Annotated in this window: 23 protein-coding genes; 7 read left to right on the forward strand and 16 right to left on the reverse strand. The window is 39.2% G+C overall.

The annotated features are described in order from the left end of the window. Window positions 1–13: 13 nt before the first annotated feature. Window positions 14–1,204 (forward strand): S-methyl-5-thioribose kinase, encoded by a 1,191-nt coding sequence (gene mtnK / locus ACFVSW_RS03075; protein WP_387312028.1) that lies wholly within the window; start codon window positions 14–16, stop codon window positions 1,202–1,204. A 34-nt stretch (window positions 1,205–1,238) separates the two neighbouring features. Here mtnK and ACFVSW_RS03080 read toward each other — a convergent pair whose 3' ends face one another. From ACFVSW_RS03080 to ACFVSW_RS03105, 6 genes are all read right to left on the reverse strand, one after another. Then, a complete protein-coding gene (locus ACFVSW_RS03080) occupies window positions 1,239–2,363 on the reverse strand; it encodes an ATP-binding protein (protein ID WP_387312031.1) in 1,125 nt (374 codons plus the stop codon). A gap of 164 nt (window positions 2,364–2,527) precedes the next feature. Next, the gene (locus tag ACFVSW_RS03085; RefSeq protein WP_387312034.1) at window positions 2,528–4,822 is read right to left on the reverse strand and encodes a thiamine pyrophosphate-dependent enzyme; all 2,295 of its coding nucleotides are present in this window, start codon (window positions 4,820–4,822) and stop codon (window positions 2,528–2,530) included. After that, complete coding sequence (locus tag ACFVSW_RS03090; protein WP_387312036.1) at window positions 4,822–5,835, reverse strand: 2-oxoacid:acceptor oxidoreductase family protein; 1,014 nt, start codon at window positions 5,833–5,835, stop codon at window positions 4,822–4,824. Before ACFVSW_RS03090 ends, ACFVSW_RS03085 begins: the two co-directional genes overlap by 1 nt. Before the next feature lie 280 nt (window positions 5,836–6,115). Further along, window positions 6,116–6,835, reverse strand: a complete 720-nt coding sequence (locus tag ACFVSW_RS03095) for a LutC/YkgG family protein (protein WP_387312039.1) — start codon at window positions 6,833–6,835, stop codon at window positions 6,116–6,118. Next, entirely contained in the window at window positions 6,835–8,262 is a 1,428-nt protein-coding gene (locus ACFVSW_RS03100) for a LutB/LldF family L-lactate oxidation iron-sulfur protein (RefSeq protein WP_387312042.1), read from the reverse strand. The genes ACFVSW_RS03095 and ACFVSW_RS03100 overlap by 1 nt, the downstream gene beginning before the upstream one ends. 72 nt (window positions 8,263–8,334) lie before the next feature. Beyond that, on the reverse strand, window positions 8,335–9,051 hold the full coding sequence (locus ACFVSW_RS03105) for a (Fe-S)-binding protein (RefSeq protein WP_387312044.1): 717 nt from the start codon (window positions 9,049–9,051) through the stop codon (window positions 8,335–8,337). A 122-nt stretch (window positions 9,052–9,173) separates the two neighbouring features. On the opposite strand from ACFVSW_RS03105, the gene ACFVSW_RS03110 reads away from it, so the two are divergent. Continuing rightward, entirely contained in the window at window positions 9,174–10,922 is a 1,749-nt protein-coding gene (locus tag ACFVSW_RS03110; RefSeq protein ID WP_387312046.1) for a B12-binding domain-containing radical SAM protein, read from the forward strand. A gap of 215 nt (window positions 10,923–11,137) precedes the next feature. Here ACFVSW_RS03110 and ACFVSW_RS03115 read toward each other — a convergent pair whose 3' ends face one another. Continuing rightward, entirely contained in the window at window positions 11,138–11,299 is a 162-nt protein-coding gene (locus ACFVSW_RS03115) for a hypothetical protein (protein WP_387312048.1), read from the reverse strand. Between the two features lie 133 nt (window positions 11,300–11,432). Between ACFVSW_RS03115 and ACFVSW_RS03120 the strand changes: the two genes are divergently transcribed. Together ACFVSW_RS03120 and ACFVSW_RS03125 are read left to right on the forward strand one after the other, a co-directional pair. Beyond that, complete coding sequence (locus ACFVSW_RS03120; RefSeq protein WP_387312051.1) at window positions 11,433–11,786, forward strand: DUF3905 domain-containing protein; 354 nt, start codon at window positions 11,433–11,435, stop codon at window positions 11,784–11,786. A 113-nt stretch (window positions 11,787–11,899) separates the two neighbouring features. After that, complete coding sequence (locus tag ACFVSW_RS03125) at window positions 11,900–12,103, forward strand: alpha/beta-type small acid-soluble spore protein (protein ID WP_024030518.1); 204 nt, start codon at window positions 11,900–11,902, stop codon at window positions 12,101–12,103. Between the two features lie 41 nt (window positions 12,104–12,144). Here ACFVSW_RS03125 and ACFVSW_RS03130 read toward each other — a convergent pair whose 3' ends face one another. The 4 genes from ACFVSW_RS03130 to ACFVSW_RS03145 form a co-directional block, all read right to left on the reverse strand. Beyond that, entirely contained in the window at window positions 12,145–13,275 is a 1,131-nt protein-coding gene (locus ACFVSW_RS03130) for an anti-sigma factor domain-containing protein (protein WP_387312054.1), read from the reverse strand. Then, window positions 13,272–14,018, reverse strand: coding sequence for an RNA polymerase sigma factor SigI (gene sigI / locus ACFVSW_RS03135; protein ID WP_387312056.1), 747 nt, complete (start codon window positions 14,016–14,018; stop codon window positions 13,272–13,274). Before sigI ends, ACFVSW_RS03130 begins: the two co-directional genes overlap by 4 nt. Window positions 14,019–14,199: 181 nt before the next feature. Next, window positions 14,200–14,667 (reverse strand): hypothetical protein, encoded by a 468-nt coding sequence (locus tag ACFVSW_RS03140; RefSeq protein WP_387312058.1) that lies wholly within the window; start codon window positions 14,665–14,667, stop codon window positions 14,200–14,202. 156 nt (window positions 14,668–14,823) lie between these two features. Then, window positions 14,824–16,404 carry a peptide chain release factor 3 gene (locus ACFVSW_RS03145; RefSeq protein ID WP_387312061.1) on the reverse strand — a complete coding sequence of 527 codons (1,581 nt, stop codon included), beginning with the start codon at window positions 16,402–16,404 and terminating at the stop codon, window positions 14,824–14,826. A 171-nt stretch (window positions 16,405–16,575) separates the two neighbouring features. On the opposite strand from ACFVSW_RS03145, the gene ACFVSW_RS03150 reads away from it, so the two are divergent. From ACFVSW_RS03150 to ACFVSW_RS03160, 3 genes are all read left to right on the forward strand, one after another. Continuing rightward, window positions 16,576–16,836, forward strand: a complete 261-nt coding sequence (locus ACFVSW_RS03150) for a hypothetical protein (RefSeq protein WP_024031108.1) — start codon at window positions 16,576–16,578, stop codon at window positions 16,834–16,836. A 146-nt stretch (window positions 16,837–16,982) separates the two neighbouring features. After that, window positions 16,983–18,722, forward strand: coding sequence for an AAA family ATPase (locus tag ACFVSW_RS03155; RefSeq protein WP_387312065.1), 1,740 nt, complete (start codon window positions 16,983–16,985; stop codon window positions 18,720–18,722). 108 nt (window positions 18,723–18,830) lie between these two features. Next, window positions 18,831–19,232 (forward strand): YkvA family protein, encoded by a 402-nt coding sequence (locus tag ACFVSW_RS03160; RefSeq protein ID WP_387312068.1) that lies wholly within the window; start codon window positions 18,831–18,833, stop codon window positions 19,230–19,232. A gap of 39 nt (window positions 19,233–19,271) precedes the next feature. Here the strand turns inward: ACFVSW_RS03160 and ACFVSW_RS03165 are convergent, their stop codons facing one another. The 5 genes from ACFVSW_RS03165 to phaQ form a co-directional block, all read right to left on the reverse strand. Next, a complete protein-coding gene (locus ACFVSW_RS03165) occupies window positions 19,272–19,430 on the reverse strand; it encodes a YjcZ family sporulation protein (RefSeq protein WP_387312071.1) in 159 nt (52 codons plus the stop codon). A gap of 30 nt (window positions 19,431–19,460) precedes the next feature. Next, the gene (locus ACFVSW_RS03170) at window positions 19,461–19,556 is read right to left on the reverse strand and encodes a YjcZ family sporulation protein (RefSeq protein ID WP_034725290.1); all 96 of its coding nucleotides are present in this window, start codon (window positions 19,554–19,556) and stop codon (window positions 19,461–19,463) included. Between the two features lie 560 nt (window positions 19,557–20,116). Further along, window positions 20,117–21,319, reverse strand: a complete 1,203-nt coding sequence (locus ACFVSW_RS03175; protein ID WP_387312075.1) for a coiled-coil domain-containing protein — start codon at window positions 21,317–21,319, stop codon at window positions 20,117–20,119. Window positions 21,320–21,728: 409 nt separating this feature from the next. Beyond that, window positions 21,729–22,328 carry a hypothetical protein gene (locus ACFVSW_RS03180; RefSeq protein WP_387312078.1) on the reverse strand — a complete coding sequence of 200 codons (600 nt, stop codon included), beginning with the start codon at window positions 22,326–22,328 and terminating at the stop codon, window positions 21,729–21,731. Beyond that, complete coding sequence (gene phaQ / locus ACFVSW_RS03185) at window positions 22,291–22,746, reverse strand: poly-beta-hydroxybutyrate-responsive repressor (RefSeq protein WP_387312079.1); 456 nt, start codon at window positions 22,744–22,746, stop codon at window positions 22,291–22,293. Before phaQ ends, ACFVSW_RS03180 begins: the two co-directional genes overlap by 38 nt. Window positions 22,747–22,884: the final 138 nt, after the last annotated feature.

Here is a 22,884-nt window from a genome sequence, read left to right on the forward strand (position 1 = left end):
AGGAATTTTAGAAATGAGTCTATTAAAGCAAACAACTTATCAGCCATTAACCGAAACTACCGCCACAGAGTTGGCATTAGCATTAAACCTTTTTTCTGATAACCCTGAACTTTCCTGTAAGGAGATTGGTGATGGGAATCTTAATTTAGTTTTTCATATTGTCGACGAAAAGAACGGAAAAGGTGTAATCATCAAACAAGCTCTTCCATATGCCAAAGTCGTGGGTGAAAGCTGGCCATTGACACTTAAAAGGGCAAAGATTGAAGCAGATGCCCTGATAATTTTTGGTTCTATTGCACCAAAGTATGTTCCAGAGGTTTACTATACTAATGATGTGCTGGCAGTGACCGTCATGGAAGACCTCTCCCATCTTTTAATTGCGAGAAAGGGATTCATAAAAGGCGAAACTTACCCGCTTCTATCCCAACATCTGGGTGAATATCTGGCGAAAACACTATTTTTCACATCGGATTATGGATTAGGTCCGTCTTTAAAAAAAGAAAAGGTTCAACAGTTTATCAATCCAGAGCTTTGCAAAATCACCGAGGATTTAATTTTCAACGATCCCTTCTTTGATGCAGAGACCAACGAATTCGAGGCCGGCTTACGTACTACAGTCGAAGCCCTTTGGAAAGATGAAGAACTGAAATTTCATGTGAACGTATTGAAAAAAAGCTTCCTAACAGAAGCAGAAGTTCTTCTTCATGGAGATTTGCATACTGGAAGTGTTTTTGCCAATGATTCGGAAACAAAAGTTATTGACCCTGAATTCGCGTTTTATGGTCCCGCTGGATTTGATATTGGCCAGGTATTTGCGAATCTCCTTTTCCAAGTCATAGTGAACGAGCATAACCAAGTTCTCTTTATCAATCATCTTGAAACAGTGTGGAATGTATTTGAAGAACAATACAAGCACCTTTGGAATACTGAAAATAAGGAAAATTTAGCGCAAACCTCCACATTCTTAAACTACAATTTAGCTAAGTTTTTCGATGATGCTCTTGGTTTTACTGGCTGTGAGTTAATCAGAAGAACAATTGGGCTTGCACATGTTGCCGATTTAGACAGCATTGAAGAGGAGCAAACTAGATTAGCTGCCAAACGTAAAACGTTGGAACTTGGGGGAATCCTAATCAAACAGAGGAAAGAAATCAAAAATCTTGGAGCTTTCATAAATTTGGTTAAAGAAGTACTTAAAAAGTAAAAAGCAATCCGAGCTTGTTCGGACTGCTCTTTACTTAGGTATCATTCACATTGATATCGTCAAGAGGGAGGGTGATCCGAAAAATCGTCCCTTTCCCTTCTTCACTTTCAACGTTAATGGTTCCTTTATGCTCTGCAATGATGCGAAAGCTAACCATTAAGCCAAGACCGGTACCTTGGTCTTTAGTCGTATAAAATGGTTCACCCAGCTTATTGATAATTTCTTTCGGTATTCCCATCCCTTCATCCTCAATCGAAATACTCATTCGATTGGCCATTTTCTTAATGGTAATGGTAATATTCCCGCCTTCTTGCATAACCTCGATAGCATTTTTGATTAAATTGATAAAGACTTTTTTCAACTGATTTGGTTCACAAAATATAGGCGGAAGCTGTTCATCATAATTTGTAACAAATTGAACATTGTGAAGGACTGCTTGTGCAGTCAACAAGTCGACTGTTTCCTTCATGATTTGATTTATTTCCTTTTCTTCATACCTAGTTGCCTGCGGTTTAGCAAGCATCAAAAATTCGTTGATAATTGAATCAATTCGCTGAAGCTCCGAAGTAATAACCTGATAATACATCGAATGCTCTTTCATAATACTGCCCTCAAGTAATTGAATGAAACCTTTTAAAGCGGTCATCGGATTACGTATTTCATGGGCAATTCCTGCCGCTAGTTCGCCAATCACATTTAAGGTATCTGATTTTCGCAGATGCTCCTGCATCTCGATTGTTTCCGAAATATCCTTAAAAACAGTAAAATTCAACCCCTCAACGATTTCCGCTTTTGAGGAATATTCAAAATACGTCTTTTTACTGTCCACTTTTTCAACAATGATTATAGAGGTACTCTGCCCATCAATGAGAGCCTGTTCAAAATGTTTTATTATTTCCTGTGTATTGCTTTCATGATGGGTATATAAATCGTATAATCGCAGTCCGATTAATTCTTCCTTTGGGAGGCTAAGCATTTTTTCACCAGCCAAATTAATATCAACGATACGATGCTGATTGTCCCATAAGATAAGTCCATCGATGGAATCTTCAAAAATCCGTCTGTATCTTTGTTCGCTCTTCTGCAAATCAGTTTCCATCTTCTGCTTTTCACTAATTTCTAGAGGTAAAGCGTTTTCCTGTTTGATCTGCTTCTCCACCTATAGCCACCCCGCGAACACAAATAATCTTGCAATAGTATTAGACATATATTCTACATCGAACGAGCAAAACCCTTTTCGTATGGTAAGCAAATTTTTAATGACCATAACCGTAAAAATGCAAAAACGCAAAGCACTTTGTGTGCTTTACGTTTTTGCATTATCTATAACATAGGGTTTTCATGCTTCGCTTTTAAACGCTGCCATCTTTTTTCTACTTCTTCTTCAAACTCTTCTAAAATAGGTTTGTTTTCATCTTTTAATAGATGTTTTGTTTTACCCATATATTTTAACCAATCAGAAAGTGAAATCCGTTTGTTCTTTTCTTCTGGATTGTAGGTAATCGTTGTTTCCCCTTGCTCCACTTCATAAAGCGGGAAGAAACAGGAATTTACCGCAGCTTCGACAATCGTTGTACCGAACCGGTCGTCCGATTTCCAGTTTAAAGGACAAGCGATTAAGAGTTTCCCGTACACAGGTCCTACATTTTGCGCATACCACTGTGCTTTTGCACCCTTTTTCACCAAGTCTTGCGGGAAGGCTTCCGAACCAGTAAAGACATACGGTATATTGGTTGCAGCCATGATTTGTGCTGTATCCTTATGGTGGAAGGCTTTACCGCGCTGTGTTTTTCCAACACCGGAGGTACTGGTCATATGCCCAAGTGGCGTCGAATAGGACATTTGTGAACCTGTATTCATATAACCTTCGTTATCATATTCAAGCATAATTAATTTATGTCCGCGAAGAGCCGTACCAATTGCCGAACCCATTCCGATATCCATTCCGCCGTCACCAGTAATCATTACAAATGTAGCATCGTCAGCTACCTCGATTTCACCACGGCGCTTCAGTTCCATAAAGGCTTCAAGCGTGCCGGATAATGTGGCAGCACCGTTTTGGAACAAATTATGAATCATTGTTTGCTTATGTGAAGTGTTTGGATAGCCAGTCGTTGTAACATAAGCACAGCCAGTTTGGAATAAGGTAACAACATCGCCTTCGATGCCTTTAAAGAATAATTCCAGACCAGCGAATATTCCGCATCCAGGACATGCGCCGTGACCTGAGGCAATTCGTTTCGGTTTCCCTGTAAGCGCACGGAGTGGCGGTATTTTCACCTTTAATTTATTCGTTTCTTCATCCATTTTCACATCAATTAAGCCAGTTTTGAATGCATCCCCATGTTGTGGTAAAATGACCGGCTTCAGAATTTTCTCCGGATCACCCGGAACATGGCCATAGTAATCAAACGGCTTTTCAGCTCTTCCTTTATCCATAGCGTCAATGACCATATCAAAGAAAGCTTGCGCATCAGTTGCATAAAAATCCTTACCGCCGAGACCAAAGACACGGCTTAAGACAATGGTTTGATTTTCTTTATCATCTTGAAGAGCCGACTTCACTTCATGGGTTAAGTTAGGACCATTTGCACCGTATGAATCAGCACGTTCCCCCACCAACAATGCTTTCACATTTTTTAGGGCCTCGCGGATTTCCTTTGCCGGAAATGGACGGATGATATTCGGACTGATTACGCCTGCTTTAATCCCTTTTGCACGAAGCTGGTCAACAACATCTTTAGCCGATTCGGCGGCAGAGTTTAATAAGAATAAAGCCACATCAGCATCTTCCATTTTATATAAATCAAGAACAGGATATTCTCGGCCGGAAAGCTTGGCGTATTCGGCAGCAACTTCTCTAAATACCTCACCGGCATTGTAGATTGCTTCTGACTGTTGGAAATGATTGTTGATGAAATCATCGCCGCTCATATGGGCACCAATCGTTACTGGTTTTTGCGGATCTCTGATAAAATTGTAATCAGTTGGGCACTCGCCAACAAATTGCTGTACCACTCTTCGGTCTTTAAAGTATTCCACCCGCCTTTTTTGGTGAGAGGTAAAGAAGCCATCGTAGGCCACAATAACTGGCAGTCTTACTTTAGAATGCTCGGCAATTTTCAATGCCATGATGTTCAGATCGTAAACGGCTTGCGGCGTCTTAGCTGTTAAAATAACCCATCCTGTATTCAAGGCATAATAAAGGTCGGAGTGATCTCCCCTAATATCAAGCGGTCCGCTGACAGAACGAGTTACAAGGTTCATGACCATTGGAAAACGAGTTCCCGATTGTACTGGCATCTGTTCTATCATATATAAGAACCCATTTGCACTTGTGGCATTAATCACCCGTGCCCCTGTCGCGGCGGCACCATAACAAATGCCTGCTGAACCATGTTCGCCGTCTGCCGGTATCAATTTAATATCGTGTTCCCCACGGGTTTTCATTTGATCTAAAAATTGGGCTACTTCTGTAGATGGAGTAATTGGGAAATAGCCCATAATATGATAATTGATTTGCGCAGCTGCCATTGCAGCCATTTCATTTCCTGACTCAAAGGTAGAAACTTGTTCAGCGATCCCTTGAGTTGTTAATTTATCTTCTAACATTGCCATTAGTAACTGCCTCCTGACACATAAGGAAAGTTTTGCTTCACGCGATTTTCGTCTGCATAACCGATCAGTTCACGAAGATTGCCAAGTGCATCGGCAGGACATGCTTCTATACATTTGAGGCAGCCTTTGCAAAATTGGTAATCAATTCCTTTAAGAAACATTTGTTTGCGTCCGCGCTTATCTTCTCTCTCTTCCCAAACAAAACAAAAATCCGGACAAACATTATCGCATGCTGCACAATGAATACATTTATCTTGTTGAAACTCTGGCAGGAATCCTTGGCGTGAACCACCTAAATCTTTAAAAATACTATTTGCCTGGGAAACAATAACCCCGCCAATTTCTTGCGTCATATAGCCAAGCTGTGGAAGTGCCCTAGTGAATTTTTTCCCTTCAGCACCTTCTGGCACGTCATATGTTTTAAATTGAACCTCATTATAACCGCGGTTAAAGGTCCGAATATTCGGTTCAACCAAGTGTGGATATTTCTTTGTAAAGGTCTTTCGAATCACATCTCTCATTGATTCCGGATCTAAGAAATCACAGATACGATATAAAGCGCCAAGCATGGCGGTATTTACTTTTGTTTTTTCTTCTACAGCAATGGTTAAGGCATCGACAATCGCAAGAGTGCCATATTCTAACTGTAAATCATGTCTAACATCATCAAAATCTCTTGCTGTATTTACCAAGACAATCCCATCAGCATTTAGGCCGCTGACAACATTAACTGTCTTATATAGTGCTTCATGGAAAACACCAACAATATGCGGCTGTTCAATTGGGCTATGATCCCTAATTTCCACATCTGGGTCACAAAAGCGGATGAAGCTTTTTACAGGAGATCCTTTTTTCTCGGATCCATAGGATGAAAAGTTAGACCCCTTTAAACCAAGACTGAAAACACCTGCTTCAGCCAACATTTTTCCAGCTAGGTTTGCTCCCAGTCCTCCGATTGATTCTAAGCGGATTTCAAAGAATCCCAATTCATTTTTTTTCGGTAAAATAGACATAGTGTCCCTCCCACTTTTTCGTTCAAGAGTTCATGCGAAAACAAAAAAAATTAACTTCCCCATAGCAATTGTAGGACTATAAATCTGTTTACGCTGTGACAAATGTTAAACAATACAAAAAAAATTCTATAACACATTATTTCCAGGCAGAAAAAACCCCAATTTAGATGGATTTTTAGCATTTATTCAATTATATAACAGCATTTAAGTTGTGGTATAACAGAATAAAAAGACCCGCCACAAGCGAAGCGCAGTGGCAGGTCTTTGTTTTTTTATTGAATTAAAGATCGTTTATGACAATATAGGCAGCTTTAACGGGACCGTGGACACCGACAACAAGATTTAATTCAATGTCAGCTGAATTACTTGGTCCGGTGATAAAATTGATGCAGGAGGCAACATGTCCTGTTTTCTGATGAATTTCCCGCATTTTCTGTGCTGCCTGGGTAATCCGAGGAACCAGGGTGCTTTTCGGGACAAGTGCAATAAAGGCTGCCGGTAAAAAACTAACCGTCCTTCCCTTGTGTTGATCGCTGAATAACACCACCGTACCCGATTCAGCAAGTGTTATTTCACTGATTGTTATGGCCACATTCGCCTTTTCAGCCTTAGCGATGTTTTCTGCTCCCTTGTTCGAATCCCATTCAAATAGGTCAATCCTTTGATCTGGCCAGTCTTGTTTGAACAGGGAATCAAGTCCCCATTGGGAGAACCGCTCATCCTTCCAGGTAACCACCGGTCCGCCGCCAAAGTTAGCAACTACTTCATTAATTGCAGCGCTTAAGTATTCCCTGTCTGTTACCGTTATGCTCGTATGAATGACTTTGCATTGCTCGATCAAAACTGCTAACAAATCATCTTGTGTTGCCCCCTTCAATACCTCTAATTGAGGCTGAAATTTCCAGCTTGGTCTTTCAACCGTTGTCGAATTTCGGGGACGGTCAAGGCGGTTAGCTAGTTGATTTAGAAACTTATCGCGATTTTGTATGGTTCCTGTCATCATTTTTGGTCTCCTTTTTCGCGGTTTTTAAACCAATCTCTAAATCTCTCTTTATTTGGTGCCGGAAACTCGCGAATATCCGTCCAGGCTTTTAATGGTCCCGGCCCCTTAGAAATTTTATCTCCCACCGTAAAGGGATTCATTGCCGCTGGTGCAATTTTAGAACCAATCTTATATAAGGTTGGAGAAGCTGCTCCTAATCCAAATGCCTTCATAGCTAATTTTTCAGAAATAGGTGCTTTCCCTTCTTTTTCAACAATGATTTCACGATGTTTATGCAGGAGATTGTGTAACGGGATTTTTACCGGACATACTTCAGTACAAGCTCCGCAGAGAGTGGAAGCATATGGAAGTTCTTTATACTCATCATACCCGCCAAGTAATGGAGAGAGAACAGCTCCAATTGGGCCGGAATAAATCGATCCATAGGAATGCCCGCCAACATGGCGGTAAACTGGGCAGACATTGATACATGCTGCACAGCGGATACACTGAAGGACTGATTGGAATTCTCCTCCTAGGATGTTCGAGCGGCCATTATCTATAATAACTAGATGAAATTCCTCGGGGCCGTCAACATCTAGTTCTTCTCTCGGACCTGTTAGAACCGTAATATAGCTTGTTAATTTTTGCCCAACGGCACTTCTTGTCAGCAGGCTTACCAGTACTTCCATTTCTTCAAATGTAGGTACTAGACGCTCCATTCCCATGACGGTAATTTGTGTTTTTGGCAGAGCCGTTACTAAGTCTGCGTTCCCTTCATTTGTTACCAAACAGAAGGATCCTGTTTCAGCAACAGCAAAATTGCAGCCAGTAATGCCGATGTCCGCCGACAGGTATTCCTTACGGAGCGTCTCACGTGCATGCCAGGCCAATTCTTCAGGCTTGGATGTCTTTTCATAGCCAAGCTTTTCAGCAAAGACGTCACGTATTTGCTCTTTATTTTTATGTAACGCAGGCACAACGATATGTGATGGCGGGTCATGATCATCAATTTGAAGAATATATTCGCCAAGGTCTGTTTCAATGACTTCACAGCCTTCCTGTTCTAAGACAGCATTTAGGCTGATTTCCTCCGTAACCATTGATTTTGATTTTACAATTTTCTTAGCATTTTTCTTTTGAACAATACCTCTGATATACTCGTTTGCCTCTTCCTTGGTTTGGGCGAAAAAGACATGCCCGCCCCGTTTTGCGACATTATCACTTAATTGTTCCAAATAGTAATCCAAGTTTTCTAGGACATGCTGGCGGATTTCTTCACCATTTGAACGCCAATCCTCCCAGTTGCCAAGCTCTTCTGTGGCAACACGTCTTTTTGTGCTCATACCATCCTGCGCCCCAGCCACAGCGCCGCGCATAAAGGAATCATGAATTCCTTTGTCAACACGTTCTTTAAAATGATCCGCACCAATCTTCATAGCCATAGGTCTCTCCGCCACCCTTAACTTAATAAAATATCTTTCCTGAAATAAAATTCCGTTAAAGCAAGAAATTGATTACAAGCTATTTAAAACTTCGGCAATATGCAAGACTTTAACCGGCTTACCCTTTCTCTCTATCCGTCCGCCGATATTCATTAGGCAGGCTGCATCTGCACCAATAAGGAATTCTGCTCCTGTTTCTTCCACGTGGCGAACTTTTTCGTCGACCATTTGCTCTGAAATTTGGGCCATCTTCACAGAAAAGGTCCCTCCAAAACCACAGCATTGTTCCTTTCCAGGTAATTCGGTGAGCGTAAGACCTTTTACATTATTCAACAGAATCATTGGGGCCTCTTTAACCCCTAGTAATCTTGTCATGTGGCAGGATGTATGATAGGTGACACTGCCTTCAAATCTTGCACCCACATCCTCCACTTTTAAAACATCCACAATAAATTGTGTAAGTTCAAACGTTTTCGCCGCCAATTGTTTAGCTTTCGGCTCCCAAATCGGATCTCCCTTAAAAATATGTGGATATTCGTGAAACATGTAAGCACATGACCCCGATGGTGAAACAACATATTCTGCATCACTAAAGGTATTAATCATTCGTTTCATGGCTTCTTTTGAATCTTTAACATAACCGCTATTGTATGCGGGCTGACAGCAGCATACTTGGGATTCAGGAACATCAATCTCACAACCGAGCCTCTCAAGGAGTTCAACTGTTGCCTTTCCAACATTACTTTGAAACATATCTACTAAACAAGTGGCAAAAAGTGCAACCTTCATCTTTCTTCCCCCCAAACCCTACTTAAAGTTCATATCTACATTATACACTGTTTGGCTTCTATCTTTTTAGACTAAAATAAGTTATAATTATTCATTGTTTATTTTTAAAAAGGAGTTTTTTTATGAATGTTATCTGTTCTACCTTGAACGCCAAATATATCCATACAAACCTTGCAATTCGTTATTTAAAGGCTTACGCCGCTCCGGATTTTGACATACAAATAAAAGAATACACCATTAAGGATCCAATCATGAACATCGTTTCCGACCTATATCAAGCGAAACCAACCGTGATTGGATTTAGCTGCTATATCTGGAATATCGAAGAAACTCTTAAAGTCGTAAATATGCTCAAAAAAATCGATCCTTCTATCTTGATTGTCTTAGGTGGCCCTGAAGTAACTTATGATACGGCTGAGTGGATGGAAAATCACCCATATATTGATTTTATTGTTATCGGCGAGGGTGAACAAACGTTTAAACAACTGCTCACCGAAATAGAAACGGGCAAAAATTATCAGAAGGTTCCTGGGATTGCTTATCGGGAAAAAGATCAAATCAAGAAAACATTACAAATGAATAAGCTCGATCTTAAAGAACTTCCGTCACCATACCGATTTCCTGAGGACAAAGGGAGTCTTGGGAAACGTGTAACTTATATCGAAACAAGCCGAGGCTGTCCGTTTAGCTGTCAATTTTGCCTCTCTTCGATAGAAGTCGGAGTTCGTTATTTTGATCGAGAAAATATTAAGGAAGATATTCGCTATTTGATGGCTAATGGAGCCAAGACAATTAAGTTTGTGGACAGGACATTTAATATCAGCCGAAGCTATGCAATGGAAATGTTCCGCTTTCTTATTGATGAACATCTTCCAGGCACCGTATTTCAATTTGAAATTACCGCTGATATCATGCGTCCAGAGGTAATTGAATTTCTTAATCAAGAGGCTCCAATAGGGCTCTTCCGCTTTGAAATAGGCGTTCAGTCAACCAATGATTATACAAATGAGCTCGTAATGCGCAAGCAAAATTTTTCAAAGTTGACTAGAACTGTCACAATGGTAAAAGAAGGAAGGAAAATTGATCAGCATCTTGATTTGATTGCTGGTCTTCCTGAAGAAGATTATTCATCATTTCGTAAAACTTTCAATGATGTGTTTGAAATGCGGCCTGAAGAATTGCAATTGGGGTTTTTGAAAATGCTCCGAGGAACAGGTCTACGCCTCCGAGCTGAGCAGCATCAATATGTCTTTATGGATCATTCCCCATATGAAATCTTGTCTAATAATGTTCTATCTTTCGATGATATTGTTAGAATTAAACAAGTGGAAGACGTGTTAGAAAAATATTGGAATGATCATAGAATGGATACTGCTGTTGAATACTTGGTAACGAGTATTTTTCCTTCCCCATTTGATTTTTTTCAGGAATTCGGTTCTTATTGGGACGTGCGAGGCTGGTCAAGAATTGGGCATCAGCTTGAAGACTTATTCCAGCGCTTAAATTCTTTCCTTGAACAGAAATCGGCAGGAAATCTGGAAGTCATTAACGGACTCATGAAGTATGATTATTTAAAAAATCATAAATACAAACCGAGGAAGCCTTGGTGGGGTCCAACACTCGATAAAGGTCAGCGCTCACAGCTTTATAAACAAATCCTTGAGAATCGACAACTTCTCGGGCAAGAATTCATCGAGCTTAAACTCGATGAAAAGGAATTATATAAGCATACAATGCTTGAAGAACTTTCCTTTGATTTAACAAAGTATTTAGCAACTGGAGAAATTGATCAGCAGCCTGCCTATTTATTAGCCTATTTTGACCCGGCAAACGATCGGACACTTATTTTTCCATTTAATGAATTGAAATAAGCCGGAAATTCCGGCTTTTTTTTTGGCTGTGTTAAAAGTGAATGTTGATTTCCGTTCCAGGCGCGAGCGGTTCGCGGGGCGGGCGGTGAGCCTCCTCGGCGAATTCCGCGCCTGCGGGGTCTCACCTGTCCCGCTGCTCCCGCAGGAGTCTCGCGCCTTCCACTCCAATCAACATTGTGCTCAAAATCAACAATGTTCTTTAACACAGCCACTTTTTAACTTCTTCCTTTTTTCCCTAATTTTGAATTGCGGTTTGCAAACCTAATGGCATTGTTATTATCGGTAAATTCTGCTGAGAATTCACTTTCCTGAATATTTTTGTGAGGTGTTTTCGTATATTTTTCCACTGCATCAAATTCAGCTTTCCTCTTCGCCATAAAGTAATCCTCCTAAAATGTAATCGTACATAGATAGTTTTAATCATATCGCCAACAATCATTCCTTTCCTTATTTTTCATAAATAAAATTACCCTTGACGTAGAAAATAAAGAAAAAAGAGGTGTGAGCAGCATGACTAAAATATCAAAGCAAGAGTCTTTCGAGCAGGTAACCATTGAGGAAACAATGCCACATCAAATGAATGCTCCAAGCTTTAAGGGTACCGAAATCAAAATGAAGGACCCGTTTGTCAATAAATATGGAGTAACTATCGGAGACAGTTTATATGCCTCTGACAATTCCCCCTTAGAAAACTGGACTGTGGATACCGACCCTGAGATTATGGCCGGCGATGATTGGGTTCATCCTACTAATGATATTGGCTGGAACACATCGGAAAACCGAGAGCTGCTTGAAAGCAAGCGGAAACCACAAGCATCCCCCTTTATGCACCCAACAAAAGATGCAGGTAAAGGGACAGATTGATATGAAGTATCCAATTCCGAAAAACATTACCACTTATAAAAAAAGGTCTGCAACTAAATAATATTAATACAGCAGTTTAAAACCGCTGTAATGATTATAAGGAGTGGAACATAATGGCTAATAGCAGCAACAAATTACTAGTACCAGGAATTGAACAATATTTAGATCAAGTAAAATACGAAATTGCCCAAGAATTTGGTGTTCATTTAGGTTCAGATACAGTCTCTAGAGCGAACGGATCTGTAGGCGGCGAAATTACCAAAAGACTCGTACAGCAAGCTCAAGCCCAAATGTCTGGACAATTTAACAAACAATAATTTAATATACATGGAAAAAAGTCCGGTGTTTGGCCGGACTTTTACTTATTTTTATGTTTTTCGTTATGTTTTTCTTTATTTTTTTCGTTGTTCCTGCCGTTATCTTTTTCTTTATTTTTTCCGTTGTGCTTGCCGTTATCTTTTTCTTTATTTTTTCCGTAGTGATTCCCGTTATCTTTTCCATAATTTTTGGATTCTTGATTCTCGTTGGATTTTTCCTTTTGGTAATATTGTTTTTTTTGCTGACCATTGTTTTGTTTTAATTGCTCTTCTTCCATTTTCTTTAGCTGCCCTGGGGCCATTGACTTTCCACCCGAACGATTCGTTTCTCCGTGCGATTTATTTTTTTCGTTTTGATGGACGCCGTTATCAGGTTCTACCTGTTTTTTTAATTGCCCTGGCGGAACTGTTTTACTAGGCTCGGATGAAAGAGCATTATTTTCCTGCCTTGTTTCAATGGATTTCTTTATCTCTTTCTTTTTGTTTTTCCCGTTATTAGCTGACTCAATTAATTTGCTTTCTTGATATCTTCCTGCAGTAATCCCTAGTTCATGTGCTTTATCTAAGTCTTTTTCTGTAGCTGTTACTACTGTCAGTTCTAAATGCTGATTGTTTACCGTCTCTTTAATCTTATCCATATTTTTTTGCAACTCTTTTTCTACATTTTCGTCTGGTTGTTTGGTCCTGACAGTAGAAATAATCACTTGTTTGTTATCGTTAATAAATCCTGCATTTTTCATTTCTGTTAAAATAGTCGCGGTTAATTCGGATACATCCTTATTTTTCCAATCAATTAATTGTGAAATGATCTTCTTACCGGATTGATTATACCCATTTAACTCGACCACCTGCATTTTTTTATTTACACCTAGCTCTATACTTGGGTTTACATCAATCGACATATAGGCATAGGCTTTATTACTTTGAGACATCGGAATATAAGAGCCAAGAAAAATCATAAGTGCAGCCATAACAGCCCAAACGGTTTTACGCTTAAAAATAGTTAAAAAACGGTTTGGTCGATAAGGATTTACGCTTTCAATCGGAAAAAAGTGAATTTCTTCACCGATTGCATAGAGGTGGTCTTGTTTGTTTGCACGCAAAAATTCACCTTCGGGGGTTAAAAGCGTTAGAAAAGCATCATCAATTTCCATTATTATTCCCTTTTTCACGTGTCTAGCACCCCCTTTATATAATCCTTCATATATACATAATCACTCGATAAAATAAGCGCAATTGCAATAATATATTTTCGGTTCCGTTCAATTGTCTTTCGACTGACACTTACCATTTTTTCTAATTGCTTAATGGGAAGTCGTTTTTTCTCAAATAATAATCTTTTCAACTCATCGTCTTCAACTAACATTTTTGCAGCTATAATGGCATTTTTCCGTGCATCAGCATGCTTAGGCGAATTCTCAATCAAGTCGCTAAAAGACAAATCAAAGGTTGTTAATAATGCTTGAAAGTGATAAATTTCATCTTTTCTTAATTGTTCGTCCCTTTTTTTCTGATAGTCATCAAGGGATAGTTCATTTACGATGACCGTACCAGCAGATTCTTCCTCAGGCGATGTATTGGTCAAATCAATACTAATATGTTGATTTTTAGTCTGTTTACGGATATAGTCGATTACTCTTCGTTTGATAATGACTTCAGCAAAGCTCAACAACGAACTTCCCCGCTCTGGAGAATATTTTTCAATCGCTTCATTAAATGCGATGAGACCAATGCTAAATTCATCATCAGTTTCATAAATGTACCGTTTGCATACGGATGACACAGTTTTTGCGATAAAAGGTTTATATGCCTCGATTATTTCATCAAGTAAATTGCGATCCCCTTCTTGAATTAACAGGACCGTTTCTTCCAATGTTCTTTTTTTTCGCTTAGCCATAAACAATAAACTCAGCATTTGCTCACCTCTATTCGACCAATTATACCATATGAATGATATTTTGGACTTTAAGAGGTTGTTACTTTTTCACTACATAGTTACGTTTACACTAAAACAATTTGTGGGGGTTAAGAAAAAATATTTTCCCAATAAGAATAGCTTCAAACCGGAATAACCAGAATTGAAGCTTTTTGGAGAATTATTCATTGTGAATTTTTCGTGACAATGTATATTTAATTAAAAAACCAATTAGTAACCCTGGAATTAAAAATAACATTGGCAAAAATACTGGACCAGGGTGAATCTGGAATATAGTAACTTTCGGAGATAGCATTAAACCGACTGTGACAAAATATGCACCAAAAACAAACGGCAAAAAGGAGTATTTTTCTTCTTTTGGCATCGCCATTCGATAACCATCCCACAAGGAAAAAAGATAAACACATGGATAAAACATGAGCCACTGATAGTTTAAAACCGCTTCAGCCTTTGCTATTTCGCCTAGGAAACTATACATGATTGCTTGGTTAAAATGGCTATTAACATTCATAAGGAACTCTAAGGCTACTAACAATACACCTTTGAGATAATGCCCTGTTAACAACTGACTGAAACCAGGAAAGGCAATATTCCATAGTACCGCTTCCAATCTGCTCATCTTTTTCATAATACTGTCCCGTTTCTATTTGGCAATTTTTTAACTATAGCTAAAGTCCTTCGCTATAGTTTATCCAGTTTTTTACCAAATTAACGAACTCTTCATCAATTATTTTCCCAACCTAATTTGCATAAAAAAACAGCGGGATTCATTCCCGCTGCTTTATTATTCATGCTGATCCATTGGATTATACAGTTTAACGTTTGGATTTTTTTCTTGGAACCATCTAAGGGCAAATTCGTTCTCAAACAAAAACACATAATGACCATAACGATCCTTTACGAGCAGGCTCCGGGAACTAGAAAGATTCTCGTCAATTGTATCTCCTTCAATCCAACGTGCGATCTTGGAACCCATCCGCTCCATTAATACCTCTGAATTATACTCATTTCTCATTCGATGCTCAAATACTTCAAATTGCAGCTGCCCAACGGCACCCAATAAATAATCCTCAGTTTTTATCGTTTTGTAAAGCTGAATTGCTCCTTCTTGAACAAGCTGCTGAATTCCTTTATAAAAAGATTTTTGTTTCATAACGTTTTTCGCGGAGACCCTGACATATAATTCCGGAGTAAACTGCGGCAATTTTTCAAATTGGAAATTATCTTTTCCTGTTGTCAGTGTATCACCTATTTGATAGGTGCCCGTATCATAAAGTCCAATTATGTCTCCACTGACGGCCTCATCCACCGTATTCCGCTCTTCAGCCATAAATGAGGTCGATTGTGAAAGCTTTATTTGTTTGGCCAGCCGTGGAACATTAACCGTCATTCCTCGTTCAAATTTCCCCGAACATATCCGTACAAAGGCAATCCTGTCACGGTGAGCCGGGTTCATATTTGCCTGAATTTTAAATACAAAACCTGAAAATTGATCACCTAATGGATCAATTTCTCCAATCGAAGAATTGCGTGCTATTGGTGCCGGTGCAAATTTCAGATAAGACTCAAGAAATGTCTGAACTCCAAAGTTTGTTAATGCACTTCCAAAGAAAACAGGAGTCAAGGAACCCGCTGCCACTTTTTCCACAGAAAACTCGTTCCCCGCTTCATTTAGGAGCAAAATTTCATCCAACGTTTGCTCATAAAGCCCAGAGGATGTTAACGGATGGTCATCTGGGATTTCGCCCTCATCTGATAGTGGTATAAAGCGATTTTCTTCGCTTACACGGAATTGTTCAACACGCTTATTAAAACGATCATAGATGCCAAGAAATTCTTTCCCCATCCCAATCGGCCAGTTCATTGGATACGATTCGATCCCCAAAACTTCTTCTAATTCAGCTAAAAGCTCAAGCGGTGATTTTCCTTGTCGGTCCAGCTTATTAATAAACGTAAAAATCGGTATACCGCGCATCCGGCACACTTTAAAAAGTTTGAGTGTTTGTTCCTCAATCCCTTTAGCCGAATCAATTATCATTACCGCACTATCTACAGCCATTAAGGTTCTGTACGTATCTTCACTGAAATCCTGATGTCCAGGAGTATCCAAAATATTAACCCGGAATCCATCATAATCAAACTGCATCACACTGGAAGTTACAGAGATTCCCCGTTGCTTTTCAATTTCCATCCAGTCACTCGTAGCAAATTTTCCTGTTTTTTTCGCTTTTACCGTACCAGCATCGCGAATTGCTCCGCCAAATAATAATAATTTTTCCGTTAGCGTGGTTTTCCCTGCATCCGGATGGGAAATTATTGCAAATGTACGACGTGATAATACTTCTTCTTTAAAATTCTTACCCATCATGTCTTCCTCTCTTTTTGACAACGATTAAATTTTTACCATACCTTCAATCTTATCAGAGCAAACAATAACATTGCAATATTTCAATTGATTAACAACAATTTATTCTTTTATCCCCTATGTTAAAATAATATAATGAAGGTATACAATACGCATCCCCTAGGAGGATATATGGAAATTAAGAATTTTGATCAACCCACACTTGCATTATTGCATAAAGCGTTCGAAATTGTCCTTAAACAAAATAACGTTACTTTTAATAAAATTGGGATTGCCGAAGAAGGAGAACAGCTATTATTTTTGTATGAAGATCGTGACGAAAAAATTCATGTTTTCAAATGGAGTAAAGCATCAAGTGTCGGAGTAAGTTTTGGTGTTCTGGCGCAAAGTGTCTTAATGCCAATCATCCCGCACCTTCGATTATTATCATAAATTTCCAACGGCACACCTGCCAGTGGAAAGGCTGGTGTGTCCTTTTGCCTACATCTTCGGTTTTCTTTCTTCCACCGATTCCCACATCCATTTTTCTGGAAATGTAAGTATAATAGATTATGACCTTATTTAAGGAGATGAACAGAATGAATCAAAGTAAAAAAATAGTTTCTAAGTTTATTCCGCTTTTTACAGCGATACTATTAGTTATTGCCGGTATCATTTGGATGATCCAAACTATGAATAATCAGATCGTTATCCCTTTTTCTTCTGTCGAAAAAACCATTCAAGAGCAAAATGGGAACCCAGTCAAACTTACGGAAGAAGCTGATGGCAGTATTTATCTAAAAGCAGGAAAATCAGAATTCATTTCTCATGTTCCACCAAACAGTCAAATGGTTGACAAACTTGTAGAAAAATATAATATCAACTATTCCTATTCCACCAGCAGCCGTTACGGTAAATGGATTATGGGAGGGGTGGTTCTGTTGCTCCTAGCTGCTGGATTTGTCCTCCAAAAAAAGAAAGGCGGATTCGGGCTTCCTAATTCGATGAAAAACAGCATTGCCAAGCCGCGCCCGCTGCCTTCCATCAGCTTAAAGGATGTGGGCGGACTCGGGGAAGAAATGAAAGAAGAAATCCTGCAGACACTCTCTACCTTAAAAGAACCGGAACGTGCGGCAAAATTAGGTATTAAACCGCCAAAAGGAATTCTGTTATTCGGACCTCCTGGAACAGGTAAAACTTTGTTAGCACAGGCAATCGCACGGGAATTAAATGCCACCTTTTTCTCTGCGAGCGGATCCGCATTTAATGAATTATTTGTGGGTGTTGGTGCAAGTCGTGTCCGTTCATTATTTCAAACAGCAAGAAAACAAGGTCCAGCGGTTATTTTCATCGATGAAGTCGACGCCTTAGCTGGAAAACGAAAGGCACATGGCGGCGAGGAAGCAGAAAAAACCCTGACTGAACTACTTGTCCAGCTTGATGGCGGTCATTCCAATGATGGAATTTTATTTATCGCTGCAACAAATAGAAAAGACATGCTTGATGAAGCCTTCCTCCGGCCAGGAAGAATCGACTTCTCCTTCCTTGTACCACTGCCTGATACGAAAGGAAGAAGAGAAATCATTGAGATTCATTCAAAAGGAAAGTCACTCGCCAAAGAAGTTTATGCTTCATTAGATGCGCTCGCTGAAAGCACATCAGGATTCTCAGGTGCCGAGCTTCATTCCTTGTTTGAAACAGCAAGCAGGCGTGCCGTTCAAAGCGGTCAGGACATGATCCAAAAGCATGACCTTGATTATGCCCTTGATCGAACAATCCTTGGAAGCACTTCCCGTTCCTTGCAGGATTATGACACAAAGCACAGGGTGGCTATTCATGAAGCCGGTCATGCGATTGTCGCATCACTAACCAAACCTGGTTCAGTTCGAAAGGCCACCATTATCCCACGGGGAGAAGCACTCGGCTATGTAGCTCCAATCCCAAAAGAACTCCATTTGTCGACTACCAGTGACCTATTAGACCGGGTCGCTATGGTGCTTGCCGGTGGTGTAGCGGAAAGAATGTTTCTCGGTGAACACAGTATTGGTGTTAGCGGCGACGTACAGCAGGCAAAGCACATTATTGAGCAAATGGTGGATACCGGAATGCTTCAAGATGGTTTTACGCTAACATTTAATAAACAAGATCAAGAAACGAAAATGCAGGAACTCTTTGCAAAAGGGATTGAGAAAGCAGAAGTTCTAATAAAAAGCCATCAATCTCAGTATCAACAATTAGTCAAGGCTTTATTAAAGAAAGAAACATTAGAAGGATCTGAAATCGAAGAAATTGTCTCGGAAAAATCCAATCTGACTGTCGATGATCTTGTCCTTGTGTAAATTGAAATCCAGGTGCCGCAATTGGCATCTGGATTTTTCGTATAAATTATTCAAAAATCTAATGGATTTTCGCCTTCGTGGCAAACTAATAAAAAGGAAGTGAGCAATTTGTTTAGGAAAAATATTATCTTTGAAAAAGAGCAGCGTAAATATGATGATGAAGCGATGGATTATCTTGGCAATCAGCAAAAAACGCAACAGCTGCTAAATAAAGCTGGGAAAAAAGCACAGCGAAAAAAGGGAAACTTAGGGGAAGCTTGGAATAAACTGCAATTATTTATTGATTTAGTAAAAGCATATTCAAAAGGTGAATATCGAAATGTCTCCACCAAGACCATTATTACCGTCACCTGTGCCCTTCTGTATTTCGTTTCACCACTCGATTTAATCCCTGACTTTATCGTCGGCATTGGTTTCATTGATGATGCAGCCGTGATTGGCTATGCTCTAAAAAAGATATCATCGGAACTTGACGCATTTAGTGATTGGAAAAAAGCCGGGAAAGTTTAACACAGAAAACCCGCTTGATGGAACAAGCGGGTTCATGGATTAAAATCTAAAGCAGACTGCACCTACAATAATTAGAAGAATAAACAACACTACGATTAAAGCAAATCCGCCGCCAAAGCCACAGCCGTACCCACAGCCTCCATAACCGTAGCCACCGCCTCCATAACCGCAGCCGCCAAAGCCACCATATCCATACATATTTATTTCCTCCTTATATCTATATTGGACTCACCAAACCCAAGCTGCCCCTATAATGATTAATAAAATAAACAAAACGACTAGTAGGGCAAATCCGCCGCCGTAGCCAGCTGCTACACCAGACATTTACATTACCTCCTTTTTCGGTTTCTTTATATCCTATTCACCTAGATAAAAATGTGCGATAAACACATATCCATATTGGGAAGTTTACAAAAAAAGAATAAGCCCATTCTTAACCCCCCAAAAAAAAATGCGGCCTAATAAATCAGCCGCATTATAACTTAAGCTTACACGTTACCAACGCTGAATTTAGTGAACATTATTTACCCTCTGCTGGCAATATCGGTCTTAAAAATGATAAACTATTGGCCCACCAAGTAACAGCTGATAACTTAAGTCTCCCTCAATTCAATTTAAGTCTTAATGAGGGCGGCAAGGTCGAAATGGAACCGAAAAGTGAGGAAGAATTACTTTATATGAAAGTAGTCCCAGAAAAGTTAATTAATAGCAATCTTCAACAATAAAAAGAAGCGATGTCAATGAAGTATCGCTTCTTTCAATCTTACTATAGTCGTACCTAACCAGGTCGTTTCCACTTTTCCTGGGTCGATAGGAAAGTATAACTTTCCTATCAGGCAGTGCAACTACGCCTCATGAACCGCCCTAACTGGCTCGCCAGTCGGCTAGTTTTCTTTATCGTTAATAATTCTCATAACACGTCCGTTAAAATGTTCTGCGTAGTACCGTGACGTCATATCTGCAATGGCAATTCCAGTTGAACTTTGTGACCCGATGAATTTTCCGCCCCCGAGATAAATTCCCACATGACCGTCAATTTTATAAGTATCAAAGAATACTAGGTCACCTGGGCGTGCTTCGCTCATTGGTACCCTCGTACCCGTATTTTTCAAGATATCCGTATGGGCACCGACTTTAATTCCTGCCTGCGCGAAGGCCCAGGCAACAAATCCAGAGCAGTCAAACCTTCCATTGGCAATATCGTAATCATTTCTGCCTCCGCCAAATACATAAACGGAGTTCCCAATATACCTTTCTCCTGCATGGATTACAATGTTTATCGCTTCATTTGCTGCGGTTGGTATCGAAACATTCAGATCTGCTGTAGTCGAGACAATAGAAGTTTGAGCCGCTGTCTTAAGCTCCGCTTCCGTTAATGCGAGTGTACTTTCTTGCTGTTGTAATTCAGCCTTATTAGAAAGTTTTTCTTGTTCTTTTAACCTAAGTTCTTCTTTTAATGCATCATTTTGCTCTTTTTGTTCTAAAATCTGAGCCTGCATACCTTCAAGCTCCGTCTTGATTTCTTTCAAATTATCCAGCTTTTTTTCAACTGTAGTTTGTTTCTTTTCGACTGTTTTCAGATCTTCTTGATGCTGCTTCACTAAATCTTGATCCGCTTCTACCATTGTTGCTACCGCACCGATTCTTTCTACAAAATCACTAAAGCTCGAAGCTCCGAGGAGAACATCGATATAGCTTACCTTTCCGCCACTTTCTTGGATCGACAATACACGTTTTTTTAGTATTTCATTCCGTTTATCAATTCTTTCTTTAATCTTAGTCACTTCTTGCTGGAGACCTGCCACTTCTTCCTGAGAAGCTTTCACTTTTTCTTCAGTCTGAACAATCATGTTATTATTATCATTAATTGCCTGTTCAACTCTATTAATCTGTTCTGTTAATTTAGCTAATTCATCCTGAACCTGAGAAATTTCCTGATTCGCTATTGACATCTCTGATTGAATATCTAATCGCTGCTCCTGAACGCTTTTGATGCTTGTAGCCTCTGCCTTTATAGAAGGAAATGAAAATGCACTGCTAATTCCTAGGATAATAGTCGAACTAAGTGCGGTAAGCTTCCTCTTCATTCTAGTTCCCCTGCTTTCATCAATATCTAAATTACCTATTGTTATTGAAAACACGCATTGAAGACTAGTAAAAAATGGCTGTAATTTCTAAAAATGACAATATTCTATGCATCCTAGCCCTTTAGTATAGCTGGTCATTTATCTTATGTAAGACGAATTTCACAAATAATATCCAATATCAACCTATTTTATCTCCATTAGAAGTATAACATCTAAATTTGTCAAACAAATTATTATTAGATTACAGTTACATTTCAAAAGGTTTTTTTAGTTGACCTTTAACAAAAAATTCACTAATAATAGAAAAACCACAATCTCTTTAATTTAAAAGAAAATTGTGGTTCTAACTTTTTTCAAGGATTCTTTTGTCAATCAATGCTGTTTCTTCTCCTTTTTATACAAATAAAAGTTATTGTGTTTTTACTAGTTCTTTAAAACTATTTCGACCGCGATTAACAAGATTTAAATGAGTGTTTCTCGCTAATTTAACATATTCCTTTCTAACCTGAAACCATGCGTTTCTTCGTTCACGCGCATAGGCTGCACTAGATTCAGCATTTCTTTCAAAATTATCCTCTAGCTGGTCAACAATATGGAAAATAGATCTTATTGGTGTAAGGGCTAACTTTTCCAATTGACTAGAAACCTCTTTCAACTGTTGTTTAAGTTCCTCTCGGTCATTAACGGGAACGCCTTCTTCTTGCAAATCTTCTTTGCCGCCATTAAATTGATGCATCAGTTCTGCAACCATATTCTTATTTGTTTTTTTGGCCTGTTCATACAATTTGCCAATCGACTTTCGGTATTGCTTATTGAACTTGATGACCTCCCTTAATGCATTAATATAGGCATCTTCTCGATGTTCCCGAAGCTTGAGCGCACGTTCACGCGATTGCTCAAACTGATCCCAAAATGTGTTTACGAATGAACCAGCAGCAATCGGTTCCTCCGCTGTCGGAATCATTTTTTCATCAGCGGCTGGAGTCGTTTCCATTTTCTTCTGTGCCATCGTCTTTCCTCCTCCTACTATTTTTTACTTTCTCTATTGGATCCTTCTTCTGAAATGAAGGAATATAGAGCTCAAAGAAACTGGTATACATCTTGAAGAATTGATCTAATAGTGATTGATAGGTTTCTAGTTGATTGGCATAGCCTTTTAAGTATGTAATACCAGCTTTTGTAATGGAATATCTTCTTTTTGCAGGACCGCTTCCCGTTGTATCCCATTCTGATGATAGCAGTTCGTCCTTTTCCAACTGTCTTAACAATCTGTACAAATTCCCCTGATCAAGTGTCTTAAACCCGAATGCCTCTAATCTTTGGCTAAGTTCATACCCATGAAGAGAAACTTTGCTAAGAAGCAATAAAATAAATGGCAGCACAAAATTTTTGGATGGATTGATTGATTGATTGTCTTTGTTTACCATATCTTTATCACCTCACCTATATGTATTTTACACCTATAAGTAATATTTTGTCAATATATTCAATAAATATCATTTAAAGCAGTACTTTAGAGTTTACAATTTAGAAAACATAGTAATAAACTAAATAAAATAAGAAGG

Origin of the sequence: Neobacillus sp. NPDC058068, from assembly GCF_042885335.1 — a bacterium.
Classification (GTDB): domain Bacteria; phylum Bacillota; class Bacilli; order Bacillales; family Cytobacillaceae; genus Neobacillus.